Genomic DNA, 14906 nt, shown 5'->3' with positions numbered 1-14906 from the left:
CCTGTTTTTGTGTTAATGGTCAGTGTATTAGGATTCTGCGTGCATAAACAGGCAGAAATCAGAAAATACGAAAAAATCCGTCATGTCTTGAATGAAGCGCGTGACTCCAGCAAATTGTTAGACTCTAATCGGCATCGACATTAACACATGCATCAATTTTCTTTTTTTTTCAATTTAGCGTAATTAATAAAATTAACTCAATAATAAATATAATAAAATATTAAAAATATTCGAATTAAATAGATTGATTTTAAATAAAGTATAAAATCAAAGAAGCAATCAGAAATCAATGTGTTATAATTTGCCACCTATAAAGATGAAGCAAACTTCATCTTTCTAAGCATTTGATTTATATCATTAAATAGAGCTGCATAAAAGTTATGCAGCTTTTTTGTTTAGATTTTTTGGGGTTTTTATAGCATAGCCCTGGGGCTGTAAGCTGTTCAAACATTTGAACCCGTCAAATGGCTATACTGGCATATTCGTTGCTAACACATCCTCAAAATAAATGAATTTTTTGTGAAATTTCATTTATTTGACGGCGTGCTTGAAGCATAAAGTTTACTCAATAGGGGCTAGGTCATGACGACTCCTAATCCATCTTCAGAAAATATGCTTGAACGTCTGTTTAAACTGAGTGAAAACAAAACCAGTTTCCGTACAGAAGTTCTGGCTGGTGTAACTACATTCTTAACCATGTGTTACATCATTATTGTCAATCCAATGATCTTGTCCGAAACAGGGATGGATCATGGGGCTGTCTTTGTAGCAACCTGTCTTGCAGCTGCGATTGGCTGTTTAGTCATGGGCCTGATTGCGAATTATCCAATTGCGCTGGCACCAGGCATGGGCTTAAATGCCTTCTTTACCTATTCTGTATGTCTGGGAATGGGGGTGCCTTGGCAAACCGCCTTGGGTGCAGTTTTTGTTTCAGGTCTGGTCTTTATTGCCATTAGCCTGTTTAAAATACGTGAAGCCATTGTCAATGCAATTCCAATGTCGCTCAAGCTCGCGATTGGTGGTGGTATTGGCTTGTTCCTGGCATTGGTTGCACTGAAAAATGCCGGAATTATTGTGGATAATCCAGCCACACTGGTGGGCTTGGGTGATCTGAAACAACCTTCTGTATTATTAGCACTTTTTGGCTTTTTGTTGGTTGTGGTAATGCACCAGTTTAAAGTCCGTGGTGCGATTATCATCAGTATTCTGGTGGTGACTGCCATTGCAACGGCACTAGGTTATAACGAATTCCAGGGTGTAGTGGGTCATATTCCATCGCTGGCTCCAACATTCATGCAAATGGATTTTGAAGGCCTCTTTACTGCCAGTTTAATTGGGGTGATTTTTGTTTTCTTCCTGGTCGATCTGTTTGACTCTACCGGGACGTTGGTCGGTGTTTCGCATCGTGCAGGTCTGTTAAAAGACGGGAAATTACCACGTTTGAAGAAAGCCTTATTTGCTGACTCATCAGCGATTGTTGCTGGTGCGGCACTGGGTACTTCTTCAACTACGCCTTATATTGAATCTTCTGCGGGTGTGGCAGCAGGTGGCCGTACCGGTCTAACCGCCGTGGTGGTTGGATTGCTGTTTATTGCCTGTTTATTCCTGGCACCGCTTGCACAATCAGTTCCGAGTTTTGCCACTGCGCCAGCATTGTTATTTGTTGGTGTGTTGATGATTCAGGGTATCGTCCATATTGACTGGGAAGATATTACTGAGGCAGTACCGGCATTTTTAACCATCGTATTTATGCCATTTACCTATTCGATTGCGGATGGTATTGCGATGGGCTTTATCAGCTATGCACTGATCAAGTTGTTGACTGGTAAGGCTGCGACTGTACCGTATATGGTCTGGATTATTGCTGTTCTATGGACGCTTAAATTCGCACTGTTTGGTGGCTAATTTTTCTACATTCAGAAAGGGTGTAAACTGAGTTTGCGCCCTTTTTTATTATTTAAAGGTTTCACGAGGAGAAGTGATGAACCGTCTTGAGTTGATTCGCGCTTTGCCAAAAGCCGAGCTTCATGTTCATATTGAAGGCACTTTTGAGCCTGAGCTAATGTTTGCAATCGCTCAGCGTAATCAGATTGCCATCCCGTATAAATCTGTCGAGGAAGTTAAGCAGGCTTATAATTTCCATAATCTTCAGTCCTTCCTGGATATTTATTATGCCGGGGCCAATGTACTGATCCATGAACAGGACTTTTATGACCTGGCTTGGGCCTATTTTGAAAAATGTGCCGAAGACAATGTGGTGCATACAGAAATGTTCTTCGATCCGCAAACGCATACCGACCGTGGAATTGCTTTTGCGACCGTCATCAATGGCCTGCAAAAAGCCTGCGATGATGCCAAGGCCAAGCTTGGAATCAGCTCACATTTGATCATGTGTTTCCTGCGTCATTTAAGTGAAGAGGCGGCCTTTGAAACGCTGGAGCAGGCATTGCCCTATAAAGACCAGATTATTGCGATTGGTCTGGATTCAAGTGAAGTCGGGCATCCACCTTCTAAATTTGAACGTGTCTTTGCCAAAGCGCGTGAAGTAGGGTTTTTGGTCGTAGCACATGCGGGCGAAGAAGGCCCGGCAGAATATGTCTGGGAAGCTCTGGATTTACTGAAAGTTAATCGTATTGATCATGGGGTGCGTTCAGAAGAAGATTCTGAGTTAATGCAACGGTTGATTCGCGAAAAAATGCCCTTAACGGTGTGCCCGCTGTCAAATCTGAAGCTTTGTGTGGTCGAGGATATGCAGCAGCATAATATCCGTCGTCTCTTGCAGCAGGGTGTCCATGTTACAGTCAACTCAGATGATCCATCCTATTTTGGTGGCTATATGAATGACAACTTTATTGCCATTGCTGAAGCGCTAGACTTGAGTAACGAGGAATTAAAGCAGTTGGCAACGCACTCCTTTGAAGCCTCGTTTATTCCAGAGGCTGAAAAAGAGAAATGGATCAACCAGATCCGTGCCTTGATTTAAGTTTTTACAAAAGGCAGAGTTCGCTCTGCCTTTATCATTTTTATAGGCCAATATGAAATTGAAAAGTTTAATTCTGCTCCTCAGCATATTGTTGATTTCTGCCTGTTCTAGTGCGGATATGACATTGACACAACGTACTTTAAAACCTTTGATTGAATATCAATGCAGTAAAGAGCTGCAAAATTCCAAAGTTTGGAAAGTTTCGACCTACTTAATGCAGGACACCAGTAAAGTTGAACTTGAGAAAAATGTGTGTTCATGTGTAGGTGAGCATGCGTTAAAAGATGTGCCTGCCAAAACTTTGTTAAAAGCCACAGTTGATGAAGCAGCCAAAAAAGAACTGACGCAAAAAGCGATTGCAAACAGTCTCAGAAGTTGTCTCAAGGAATTTATTTAATGAAACAGCCTGCAAGCACAGACTGGGAACATTATTTAGCCCATATTAATGGTCTAACTATTTATCCTGTTGGGTCATACTTTTTAATACATGATCTTTATCGATAAAATGATGTTTAAAGGCTGCGGCAATATGGCCAACCAGTAGAATGCCGACTGCCCAGGAAAGCCAGATATGCAAGGGCTTAACAATAGCGGTCACAGCCGAGTTTTCGGCAATGAGGGGTGGCAGGTTAAATAAATACAGCACCGGTGCTGGATAACCCAAACTCCAACTATACAAACAACCTGTAAGGGGTAGGGCAATCAGCATGAAATACAGCGCCAGATGACCAGCATGTGCCAACGTTTTCATCCGCGGTGACATACTCTCAGGCAGTGACGGCGCCGGATGGGTATAGCGCCAGAAAATTCGAACAACGAGCAGGAAAATAATGGTGGTTGCAATATTTTTATGCAGTGAAATCACATCACCCTTAAAGCTGCCATCAACCTCATAACTTAAAAAATTACCACTATAAAAACCGATGAGCCAGGCCGCAATAAAAATAACCGCCATGATCCAATGCAGCCATTGCGCTGTTCGTGTGTAATACAGTGATTTATTCATCTAGATATTCCGTTGCTCTTCAATAAGGCCGAACCTTAGCAAAGGGTGAGTCAATTCAGCAATTCCAAATCTGCAACGCTATGGTGGCTTTCATGCAACATCTATTAAATTGGTTGGCTGTAGATTAAACATGCTTAGTGATTTTTAGATTTCTTATTCAGGTGAATTTCGGCACAATAGCGACAGTCTTCATCTATGAATGAATAAGGAATATATCTGTGAAAAAATTATTGGCTGTACTTGCACCACTGACTCTGGTTTTATCAGCGTGTACAGCGACAGGCACTTCTGAGGCGCCAAGTACCACTCAACAACTGGGCGGCACTGCGCTTAAAATCGCGATCAATGCAAAATGCACCACTGAACTGAATAATATTCTAGCGTGGCAAACGGCAACACGTTTAATGACCACAACACAAAAGCAAAATATCCAGTCTGAAATTTGTGGCTGTGTCAGCGAAAAAGCACCGCAAAATGTGACAGCGGTTGATTTGGCGACTGCTGCGATTGATCCGGTGGCACGTACCACAATCGTGGGCAATGTGGTTGCAAAAACCATTAACGCTTGTGTGGCTGAAGCTGTAAACTAAGCCAAGATTAAATTGAAATAGGCTGACAGGTTCAGCCTATTTTTTATGGGAAATGACATGAAAATTGCTGGTGTAGATGAAGCAGGGCGTGGACCGCTGGTCGGTTCAGTGGTGGCGGCCGCGGTAATTTTAGATCCAAATAACCCGATTGAAGGTTTAAATGACTCTAAAAAACTGACTGAAAAGAAACGTGAAAAACTTTTTATCGAAATTCAGGAAAAAGCGCTGGCTTGGGCAATTGCTGAGGCGTCAGCAGCAGAAATTGATGAGCATAATATTCTGCAGGCATCCTTACTGGCAATGCGCCGTGCTGTAGAAGCTTTAGCGATTCAACCTGAGCATGTGCTGGTCGATGGCAATAAAGTCCCTCAGGGGCTAACGATGAGCTGTGACGCGATCATTGGTGGCGATGCTTTGCATGCAGAAATTTCTGCTGCTAGTATTCTGGCCAAAGTTACCCGTGATCATCAAATGATTGAGATGGATCTAAAGCATCCACAATTTGGTTTTGCCAAGCACAAGGGCTATCCAACCAAAGCACATTTTGAAGCGATTGCCTTGCATGGGGTGATTGATGAGCACCGTCGTAGTTTTGGGCCGGTAAAAAAGGTAGTTGCAGCATTGCTGGAACAGCAGGGCGCAGAACTTTAATTCTTATTTAATTTAAAGGTTCTGAATATTGAAATGTGTATTCATTAAAGTATAGATCAATTAAAAGCGGCTTCAAAGCCGCTTTATGATTTACACAAAAATTAACGGTTAAAGTTATTTTGTGTTTGGTTTTCATCTTCATACGAAGGTTGGAAATCCTGATCGATATGCTGAAGATGTTCATGCATTGCACGTTCATGCTGGATACGCTGGTAAATCTCTTCACGGTGCACAGAGACTTCTTTCGGAGCATTGACCCCAATACGAACCTGATTACCTTTTACACCAAGCACAGTCACGCTGACTTGGTCTCCAATCATTAAAGTTTCCCCGACACGTCGAGTCAAAATCAGCATGTTTCTCTCCTTGCAAAATGCAAAACCTGCAATCTATTGAATATAAAACAAAAACACAACCAAAAATTAAAAAATAAAATCTGGATAGAAATTCTGTCATCTGGGTGAAAGATTTTAATCTATCTCAGTTTTTTAAAAATCCTCAGGCTTAATATAACAGAGCCACTATAAAAAAAACTATAGTGGCTCTGAATTTTTGTAGAGATTTATAGAATACTGTCAAACAATGACAATATTTTGTCATTCCTCTTAAGCGCGTACGCTTGATTCACCTTGTTCGCGGTCTAGACCGAAGGCGGTATGCAGTGAACGAACTGCAAGTTCCAGATAGTTTTCTTCAATAATCACTGAAATTTTGATTTCAGAAGTAGAGATCATCAGGATGTTAATACCTTCAGCTGCCAGTGCGGTAAACATTTTGCTTGCAACACCTGCATGTGAACGCATGCCTACACCGACGATAGAAACTTTGACGATATCTGAACGGGTAGCGACTTCACGTGCACCAATTTCCTGAGCGGTTGCTTCGAGAATGGCTTTGGCCTTGTTCAATTCGCTGCGGTTGACTGTAAAAGTAAAATCAGTCGTACCATCTTCTTCAACGTTCTGGATAATCATATCCACTTCAACATTGGCATCACCAATCGGGCACAAAATTTTAGAGGCGATGCCCGGTTCATCAGGTACACCTAAAATCGTTAATTTTGCTTCGTCACGGTTAAATGCGATACCGGAGATAATTGGCTGTTCCATATTGTCTTCCAATTCAGTCGTAATAAGTGTACCCACGTTTTGCTTAAATTCTTCGTCGAATGCGCCATCATTGTCATTGTCGAAGCTGGATAATACGCGTAAAGGTACTTGATATTTACCGGCAAATTCAACTGCACGAATTTGCAGGACTTTTGAACCCAGTGACGCCATTTCAAGCATTTCTTCAAAGGAAATACGGTCAACTTTCTTGGCTTTGGGTGCAACACGTGGATCAGTGGTATATACGCCATCAACGTCTGTATAAATCTGGCATTCATCGGCTTTTAGTGCAGCAGCAATCGCGACACCTGAAGTATCAGAACCGCCGCGGCCTAAAGTGGTGGTATTGCCATGCTCGTCAAAACCCTGGAAACCTGCAACTACAAGTACACGGCCAGCATCCAGATTCGAGTTCAGGACTTCAGTATCAATTGATTCGATACGTGCCTTATTGAATGAGCTGTCGGTTTTCATGCCAACCTGGCGACCTGTCAGTGATTTTGCTTCAACGCCAATAGAGTTGAGCGCCATCGCTAACATAGAAATCGTAACCTGCTCACCCGTAGAGACCATCTGGTCTAGTTCACGTGGGTCAGGGGTTTCGGTAATGGCTTTCGCGAGAGCAAGCAGACGATTGGTTTCGCCACTCATCGCTGATACAACCACAACCACCTTGTGGCCATGGTCATGCCAGCGTTTCACACGACGAGCAACATTTAAAATGCGCTCGGGAGTACCCATAGAGGTACCGCCATATTTTTGAACGATTAGTGCCATAGTTGTTCCATATAAGCCATGACCCTGATAGTCCTATCAGGGTCAGTTACACAAAATTGAAGTTTTATTTTGCTGCCAGCCAGGCAGTTAAATCTGCCATCACCGGAGCAAACTTCTCGTTAAGTGGCGCGCCACCTTGTGCCAAGTCAGGTTTACCACCACCTTTACCACCCAGCTCAGTTGCCAGATGTTTGATGATGTCACCCGCTTTTATAGATGCAGTAAAGTCTTTTGCTACAGATGCGATCAAGCTCACCTTGTCACCCTCTACACCTGCAAGCACAATGACTGCATTTTCTAATTTTGATTTCACACCGTCATGCAGGTTGCGTAGTGCTTTCGCATCCATATTTTCAACGGTTGTAATCAAGGTTACACGACCTGCAATGGTTTGAACTTGGCTTAGAAGTTCACCGGCTTGCAGGCTAGCAAGTTTCTGATTCAGTTGTTCGATCTGTTTTTGCAAGCCAGAGGCAGTATCAACTAACGCTTCAACTTTTTCTAAAGTCTGGTCTTTTTGCGCTTTGAGCAAACTGTTAATCGTATTGATGTCACGATCGGCTTTTTGTGCAACTTCAACTGCTTTGGTGCCTGTCACTGCTTCAATACGACGTATACCTGCTGCAACACCACCTTCAGAAGTGATCTTGAACAGACCGATGTCACCGGTACGTTTTACGTGAATACCACCGCAAAGCTCGATGGAGAAATTTTTCTCTTCAATCACTGACCCCATTGACAATACACGGACTTCGTCACCGTATTTTTCGCCGAACAGCATCATCGCGCCTTTGGCTTTGGCAGATTCAATATCCAGCAGTTCAGTAGAAACAGCCGTATTGGCAATCACTTCAGCATTGACCAGACGTTCAATTTCTTGCAGCTGTTCAAAGCTAACCGGTTGATCATTGGCAAAGTCAAAACGTAACACATCAGATGCGACCAATGAACCCTTTTGTTGTACATGTGAGCCCAGAATTTGACGCAGCGCAGCATGTAACAAGTGAGTCGCAGAGTGGTTGCGCGCAGTTGCTGCACGGATGTCTGCTTTCACAGTCGCTTCAACAGATTGAGATGCTTTTAAGCTACCCATGGTCACGATGCCTTGGTGTACAAATGCACCACCAGATTTCTTGGTGTCCTGAACTTCGAAAATCCCGGTATCGTTTTTGAAAATACCTGTATCACCGATTTGACCACCGCTTTCTGCATAGAAAGGAGTCTGGTTGAGTACGATTAAAGCTTCGTCGCCTTCAACGATTTCATCCACTTGTTCGCCATCTTTATAGATTGCGATGATTTGGCCTTCGCCTGCAGTTGCATCATAACCATCAAACTGAGTTTCGCCTTCAACTTTGACAACACTGTTGTAATCGATCGCGAATTTACCTGCATCACGCGCACGTTGACGCTGTGCTGCCATTTCAACTTCAAAGCCAGCTTCGTCAATGCTTAAGTCACGTTCACGTGCGATATCCGCAGTTAAGTCCGTCGGGAAACCGTAAGTGTCGTAAAGTTTGAAAACCACTTCACCCGGAATCACAGAACCTTTTAACTGTGCCAATTCGCCTTCAAGCAATTTCAAACCTTGCTCAAGTGTTTTGGCAAATTGTTCTTCTTCTTTGAGCAGTTGAGCTTCGATACGTGCTTGTTGTGCTGCAAGTTCTGGATATGCTTCGCCCATCACTTCAATAAGCGGCTGCAACATTTTATGGAAGAATGAACCGGTCGCACCCAGTTTGTTACCGTGACGCACTGCACGGCGGATGATACGACGCAGTACATAACCACGACCTTCATTTGAAGGATTAACACCATCAGCAATCAGGAATGAGCATGAACGTGCATGGTCAGCAACCACTTTAAGTGAAGCAGGGTATTGTACAGGTGTGCCTTTTTCAGCCGCTTCAGCTTCAAGTGCAGTAGTATCCAGACCAATGATCTCAGCCGCAGCTTTGAGTAAGTGCTGGAACAAATCAATTTCGTAGTTTGAGTTGACATGCTGTAAAACTGCAGAAATACGCTCAAGACCCATACCAGTATCTACAGAAGGCGCTGGAAGCGGATGAAGTACGCCATCACTCGTGCGGTTAAACTGCATGAAAACGTTGTTCCAGATTTCAATGAAACGGTCGCCATCTTCTTCAGGTGTGCCCGGCAGGCCACCCCAGATGTGATCGCCATGGTCAAAGAAAATTTCAGAACATGGACCGCAAGGACCGGTGTCGCCCATCGCCCAGAAGTTATCTGATGCGTATTGACCACCTTTGTTGTCACCAATACGGATAATGCGAGATGCATCTAGGCCGATTTCTTTGTTCCAGATGTCGAATGCTTCGTCATCGGTATGATAAACAGTGGCATAAAGCTTATCTTTAGGTAGCGCTAACCAGTCATCGCCCGTCAAAAAATCCCAGGCAAATTTGATCGCATCACGTTTGAAGTAATCACCAAACGAGAAGTTTCCTAACATTTCAAAGAAGGTATGGTGACGCGCGGTATAACCGACGTTGTCTAAGTCGTTGTGTTTACCACCTGCGCGTACGCATTTTTGTGATGATACGGCACGGACATAATCGCGTTTTTCTAGACCTAAGAAGCAATCTTTAAACTGGTTCATACCCGCATTGGTGAACAGTAAAGTTGGATCATTGGCGGGTACTAGTGAACTCGACGCGACACGTGTATGCCCTTGCGATTCAAAGTAACGCAAAAATGCTTCACGAATTTCAGCTGATGTCATAAAACGAGTACTCACAACCAAGTCACTCCATAATTTCCGATTTGGCTAAAACACCACAGTCTGACAAGCACATGAGAGCTCTGCTGCAATGCGGGGCTTAAAAATTTAAAACGCCAAATTATAACGGAAAAAGCAGTATGCACCAATCATTTTAAAACCAATTGCCAAGGAATTATTGACTCGGGTTTAGTGCTGAATTCATAAAATGAATTTTCTATTCAGAACAATTCGGTTATATCCATCTATTTACACAGCATCAGAATTTTAAAAGATCTGAATACTGGGCGATGTATCAGAAATAAAATAATCGAAAATCAATATTTTCACTGAAGTTTTTCATGTACTGCGCAAGAAATCCTTTAACATAGAGGAGTTTTAAAATAGGCATATAAAAGGTTGAGTCATGCAACGAGTGGCAATCAATGGATTTGGGCGTATTGGACGTAATGTATTGCGTGCCTGGTTTGAAAATCCGAAAGATTTTAAATTTGAAATCGTTGCCATTAACGATATTGCTGATGTTGAAACCTTAATTCATCTGTTTAAATATGACTCAACCCATGGCCGTTTTCCGGGACAGGTAGACGTCAGCTATGATGCCGAACATATCTATATGCATCTCAGCTATCAAGATGCCGCTTTAAAAGTGCAGGTTTTGTGTGAAGCCAACCCGGCGCAGCTTCCCTGGCAAAAACTTGAAGTAGATGTAGTGCTGGAATGTACCGGGCTGTTCCGTTCTCGTGAAGCCGCGACCCAGCATATTGGAGCAGGGGCGAAACGTGTGATTATCGGCGCGGCACCTTTTGATACGGTCGATGCTGCGATTGTGTATGGTGTCAATCATCATGAAGTCAAAGCATCGGACCAGATCATTTCCAGTGTCTCTTGTACCACTCAGGCTTTGGTGCCACTGGTCAAAATTGTCGATGATGCTTTTGGCATCAGCAGTGCGTTAATGACCGAAATCCATGCGGTGACCGCAGATCAATCTGTGCTGGATCAGGCACATCGCGATTTGCGTCGTGCACGGGCAGCAGGACACAATATTATTCCCACCACATCCAGTGCGCTGGGCGCATTAAAGCGGGTTATGCCAAAAATGGAAGATCGGATTGATGGTTATTCAATTCGGGTGCCAACCATTAATGTGGCCGCGATTGATTTGACCTTTGTTTCCCAGTCACCGATTACCGATCACAAGCTGAATGAAGTGCTGATCAAGGCTGCCCAGCAGGATTTTGCGGAAATAATGGCTGTGACGGATGAACCCTTAGTATCGAGTGATTTTAATCATTCGCCATATTCATTGATTGTGGATTTGACCCAGACTCTAGTGGTGGGGCATCAAGCCAAAGTCTTTGCCTGGTATGATAACGAGTGGGGTTATGCCAACCGTCTGCTGGATTTATGTGAATCATTTCATTAAGTTCGGGTTATCTAAACCTCAAAAGCACCGAGATATGGTGCTTTTTTCTTGCCTGTAAATATTCTGCAAGCCATGTTTTAAGAGAATTCGCCCGTAATTGATCGAAAATCAGGAATTGAGGCTGAATTATTTACGTTATCTGAAGCATTTTTCGTTAAGATAAAGACAATAAAATGAAATAAGAGCAAGCACATGATGGTGGTTTGGGGATTTATTATACTACTGACTTTGGCAGTGATTTTTCTGATCTGGCTACAGTTTAATCAGAGTGATGAACCACGTAGCGTGGAAGGCGTGCCAGTCGAAGAAAAAATCGTGCATCTGGAAGAAAATTTAAAAAAGACTCTGGAAATCATGCAGGACCTAGCCAAAAAAATGCATGTGCAGCAGGAAGTTCTGGATCAGACCACAGCCAAGCTTCAGCAGGTCGAATTGCAAAATGCCGAACTGGTCAGTTTGCTGACCAAAGTGGTCGATCCACAGAAATAAACAAAACCCCTTTAGAAATCATATAAAGAATTCTGTTTGAGGGCTAGACGAGAAGAGTTCTTAAGACGGCTGCAGACACCATGCTGATGGCAACTGTGGGGAGCAAGCCAAAACGCGTAGCGGCAAACAGAGTTAAAGCCAAAGCGATCAGATCTGCAGGGTTGTCGCGTACAAAATACGGTGCAATGACTGAAATCAGGACACAGCCGGGCACAACGTCCATAATTTTACGCTGACGTTGTGTCAGCGTTTTATTTTTTAATAAGACATAGCCCAGAATCCGGGTCAGATAGGTGGTTGCCGCAATCAGCAGGATGGCCAGTAATGTACTCATCTCAATCATGCTTCCTCCTCACCAATCAAGAAAAAAGCAGACACAATGCCGGCTAGCGCACCTATCGGCACATACCAGCCAGCAGGCAAATATAAATAAGCCAGGGCAGCACAGATCAGGCTTACTAGCCATGGCCGGGCTGCATTCAAGCCTTTCCACATGCTTCGCATCAACACCAGAAATACAGCAGGAAAGGCCATATCAAAGCCCCAGCGGTTGATATCGCCTAAAACAGGTCCAAGCATCGCGCCCAGTGTGGTAAAACCGACCCACATCAGATAAAGACAGAAACATAAACCGGCATAGTAGGGCATGCTAAAAGCAGCCCGATAACCCTGCTGGGCCTGCTTTCTTTGCGCATCCGCCAGACTTAAGGCCCAGCTTTCATCAACCATAAAAAACAGGGCCGGCAATACTTTGCGATTCGGGAGATGTTTTAAATACGAAACTAGGCTTGCACCCATCAGCAAATGCCGGCTATTCACCAAAAAGGTAATAAACAGCAGCATGAACAAATTGGGTGGACTGGTCCAGACTTCCAAAATGGCAAATTCAGAACCGCCGGCAAAATTGAGTCCAGTCAGCAAAGGCACTTCCAGCACACTGAAATTTTTCTGAATCGCAGTCGCACCTAGCACCAAAGCAAAGGGAATAATTCCTAAAAGCATAGGAATAGAATCTTTCATGCCGCGCTGAAATTCGCTGAAATCTGTATGTGCGAGCGCGGGCGTGCTGCTTTGTCTGAGCAAAAGCATGTCAGTGACCTGAGGACTTAATATTGAGCCGTATTTTATAGCGATAATCAGGCTATTTGCTGTTGTAGTGCATGCAATTTAAATTTGATTTGGAATTAAATTGCGCTAAATTGGCTTCAAGGAGTTTTAAATACTAAAGTAACAAGATGGATCAAATTGATAAACGCATTTTGCATGAACTGCAAAAGAACGGAAAATTGCAAAATAATGAACTGGCACAATTAATTGGCTTGTCGCCGTCACCCTGTTTAAGACGGGTGAAACAGCTGGAAGATGATGGGGTCATTGAACAGTATGTCGCCTTACTCAATCCGCAAAAAGTCAATCTGGCGATGAGTGTATTTGCACGGGTTTGGCTTAAATCTCAAGAAGCCGCCGTGGTCGATCAATTTGTTGAAGCCATCAAGGAGATGCCGGAAGTGGTGGAATGCCAGTTAATGGCGGGAGATTGTGATTTCTTTTTAAGAATTGTGGTGGCTGATCTGGATGCCTACCGTAAATTTCAGATTCATCATTTGACTCAAATTCCCTGCATCCAAAGTGTAAAAACTGAAATTCCATTGCAAACGGTAAAAAGCACCACCGCATTGCCATTGGTCTAAAATGATTTTTTGTTTATAGCGCGTGCTGGTCATACACGATAAAACGCTGATAGTTGACGCAATTGTGGCTCATTGCATAAGAGAGTAAAAATTATAAAATTTTGCGATGCACAGCCAAAACTATCGTGTTAGACTAGGAGAAATCGGGTGTGCTCCCGATTTTTTTATGCGGATTCGTTCCGCGCTGACAAGAATTTAGGTTTACAACATGCCCATTTCAGAGACATGGTTATTACCTGATGGTGTAGCTGATGTATTACCAGAACAAGCGCAAGTCATTGAAAGTTTGCGCCGTAAATCACTGGATTTCCTTGCATCTCGAGGTTATCAGTTGGTGTACACGCCATTCATTGAATACATCGAATCTCTCTCTTCTCTCTCAGAATCGAATCAAGATTTAGACTTAGCCACTTTTAAAGTCATCGATCAGCTTTCTGGTCGTTTGCTTGGTGTGCGTGCCGATATGACACCACAAGTGGCGCGTATTGATGCACATGTACATCCAGTGGAAGGTGTGGCGCGTTACTGCTATGCAGGTACCGTTCTGCATACCAAACCACGCGGTTTTAATACCTCGCGTGCACCTTTGCAGTTAGGCGCCGAACTGTTTGGTTCAGACAGCATCGATGCCGATGTGGAAATGGTCGACTTGATGATCAGTCTGATTCAGGAGACAGGCCATGCAGATGGTATTCATCTGGACTTAGGTCATGTGGGGCTATTCCGCAGTCTGGTGGCTCAAGCCGGCTTGAACAAAGTCGCTGAACAGCAATTATCTGATTTATACCAACGCAAGGCTTTGCCAGAATTAGAAGAATTCACGGCAGACCTCAAATTTGGTCAGGATTTCTATGCACTTGGACGCTATGCCAGCGATCTAGATGCATTGCAAGCGCATTTAAGTGCTGAAGTGTTGGCAAATCCAGCATTCACTCAGGCTTTTAATGTCTTGCAAACCACCAAAGATGAAGTTCAAACCCGTTGGCCAAACTTGAGTATTGGTATTGATGTGGTTGAATTACGTTCATACCATTATCATACTGGTCTGATGTATGCAGTCTATGCACCGAACCGTGCAGCTGCACTGGCACAAGGTGGCCGTTATGATGGCATTGGTGAGCATTTTGGCCGTGCGCGTCCGGCAACCGGTTTCTCTTGTGACTTATATGCTTTAAGCGCAGGTCAGTTTGACGCTGTACACGTGGTGGTTGCACCTAAAGGCACTGACGCAGAACTTCTGAATGCGATTCAGAATATTCGCGCACAAGGCTTAAGTGTAATTCAGTTACTGGGTAATGATGATTTAAACTCGATTCCATATGCGACGCACCAGTTGGTGAATGCGAATGGTGAGTGGACAGTCAAAACGATTTAACTGCTTGGCTCAGTGTTCATGTCGCTGAGCGGGGCTTTCAACTTTAACAGCATGATGTAATGAGGC

The 14906-nt window shown here is 43.6% G+C and carries 15 protein-coding genes; 9 read left to right on the top strand and 6 right to left on the bottom strand.

Annotation, left to right across the window (positions count from 1 at the left end):
• The first annotated feature begins 582 nt into the window (after positions 1–582).
• The 3 genes from GVV58_RS04085 (at position 583) to GVV58_RS04075 (ending at position 3380) form a co-directional block, all read left to right on the top strand.
• Positions 583–1905 carry an NCS2 family permease gene (locus GVV58_RS04085; protein ID WP_005097450.1) on the top strand — a complete coding sequence of 441 codons (1323 nt, stop codon included), beginning with the start codon at positions 583–585 and terminating at the stop codon, positions 1903–1905.
• Between the two features lie 76 nt (positions 1906–1981).
• Positions 1982–2983: an adenosine deaminase gene (locus tag GVV58_RS04080; protein ID WP_074383304.1), complete on the top strand. Its 1002-nt coding sequence runs from the start codon at positions 1982–1984 to the stop codon at positions 2981–2983.
• A 52-nt stretch (positions 2984–3035) separates the two neighbouring features.
• Positions 3036–3380: a hypothetical protein gene (locus tag GVV58_RS04075; RefSeq protein WP_074383303.1), complete on the top strand. Its 345-nt coding sequence runs from the start codon at positions 3036–3038 to the stop codon at positions 3378–3380.
• Between the two features lie 57 nt (positions 3381–3437).
• Here GVV58_RS04075 and GVV58_RS04070 read toward each other — a convergent pair whose 3' ends face one another.
• On the bottom strand, positions 3438–3989 hold the full coding sequence (locus GVV58_RS04070; RefSeq protein WP_074383302.1) for a cytochrome b: 552 nt from the start codon (positions 3987–3989) through the stop codon (positions 3438–3440).
• A gap of 218 nt (positions 3990–4207) precedes the next feature.
• On the opposite strand from GVV58_RS04070, the gene GVV58_RS04065 reads away from it, so the two are divergent.
• Together GVV58_RS04065 and rnhB are read left to right on the top strand one after the other, a co-directional pair.
• Positions 4208–4579, top strand: coding sequence for a hypothetical protein (locus GVV58_RS04065; protein ID WP_100329010.1), 372 nt, complete (start codon positions 4208–4210; stop codon positions 4577–4579).
• A 57-nt stretch (positions 4580–4636) separates the two neighbouring features.
• A complete protein-coding gene (gene rnhB, locus GVV58_RS04060; protein WP_005170243.1) occupies positions 4637–5230 on the top strand; it encodes a ribonuclease HII in 594 nt (197 codons plus the stop codon).
• A 101-nt stretch (positions 5231–5331) separates the two neighbouring features.
• On the opposite strand, the gene csrA is transcribed toward rnhB, so the two are convergent.
• The 3 genes from csrA to alaS all read right to left on the bottom strand — a co-directional run bounded on the left by csrA (position 5332) and on the right by alaS (position 9874).
• Positions 5332–5586: a carbon storage regulator CsrA gene (gene csrA / locus GVV58_RS04055; RefSeq protein WP_005097444.1), complete on the bottom strand. Its 255-nt coding sequence runs from the start codon at positions 5584–5586 to the stop codon at positions 5332–5334.
• A 249-nt stretch (positions 5587–5835) separates the two neighbouring features.
• Positions 5836–7116: an aspartate kinase gene (locus tag GVV58_RS04050; RefSeq protein WP_005097443.1), complete on the bottom strand. Its 1281-nt coding sequence runs from the start codon at positions 7114–7116 to the stop codon at positions 5836–5838.
• A 64-nt stretch (positions 7117–7180) separates the two neighbouring features.
• Positions 7181–9874 carry an alanine--tRNA ligase gene (alaS, locus tag GVV58_RS04045; RefSeq protein ID WP_171502628.1) on the bottom strand — a complete coding sequence of 898 codons (2694 nt, stop codon included), beginning with the start codon at positions 9872–9874 and terminating at the stop codon, positions 7181–7183.
• Between the two features lie 388 nt (positions 9875–10262).
• Here alaS and GVV58_RS04040 point away from each other — a divergent pair, with 388 nt between their 5' ends.
• Positions 10263–11285 carry a type I glyceraldehyde-3-phosphate dehydrogenase gene (locus GVV58_RS04040; RefSeq protein WP_159516050.1) on the top strand — a complete coding sequence of 341 codons (1023 nt, stop codon included), beginning with the start codon at positions 10263–10265 and terminating at the stop codon, positions 11283–11285.
• 192 nt (positions 11286–11477) lie between these two features.
• On the top strand, positions 11478–11774 hold the full coding sequence (locus tag GVV58_RS04035) for a hypothetical protein (protein ID WP_004278968.1): 297 nt from the start codon (positions 11478–11480) through the stop codon (positions 11772–11774).
• 43 nt (positions 11775–11817) lie between these two features.
• Here the strand turns inward: GVV58_RS04035 and GVV58_RS04030 are convergent, their stop codons facing one another.
• Both GVV58_RS04030 and GVV58_RS04025 read right to left on the bottom strand, forming a co-directional pair.
• Positions 11818–12117, bottom strand: a complete 300-nt coding sequence (locus tag GVV58_RS04030) for an AzlD family protein (RefSeq protein WP_005097439.1) — start codon at positions 12115–12117, stop codon at positions 11818–11820.
• A complete protein-coding gene (locus GVV58_RS04025; RefSeq protein WP_159516049.1) occupies positions 12114–12863 on the bottom strand; it encodes an AzlC family ABC transporter permease in 750 nt (249 codons plus the stop codon). The genes GVV58_RS04030 and GVV58_RS04025 overlap by 4 nt, the downstream gene beginning before the upstream one ends.
• Positions 12864–13009: 146 nt before the next feature.
• On the opposite strand from GVV58_RS04025, the gene GVV58_RS04020 reads away from it, so the two are divergent.
• Positions 13010–13465 carry an Lrp/AsnC family transcriptional regulator gene (locus GVV58_RS04020; RefSeq protein WP_004645552.1) on the top strand — a complete coding sequence of 152 codons (456 nt, stop codon included), beginning with the start codon at positions 13010–13012 and terminating at the stop codon, positions 13463–13465.
• 208 nt (positions 13466–13673) lie between these two features.
• Positions 13674–14840 (top strand): ATP phosphoribosyltransferase regulatory subunit, encoded by a 1167-nt coding sequence (locus GVV58_RS04015; RefSeq protein WP_159516048.1) that lies wholly within the window; start codon positions 13674–13676, stop codon positions 14838–14840.
• The last annotated feature ends 66 nt before the right edge of the window (positions 14841–14906 follow it).

Source organism: Acinetobacter sp. 18QD2AZ41W (genome assembly GCF_009829025.1).
Classification (GTDB): domain Bacteria; phylum Pseudomonadota; class Gammaproteobacteria; order Pseudomonadales; family Moraxellaceae; genus Acinetobacter; species Acinetobacter pseudolwoffii.
Note: the sequence above shows the minus strand (reverse complement) of the source record. Positions and strands in the feature narration are given on the sequence as shown.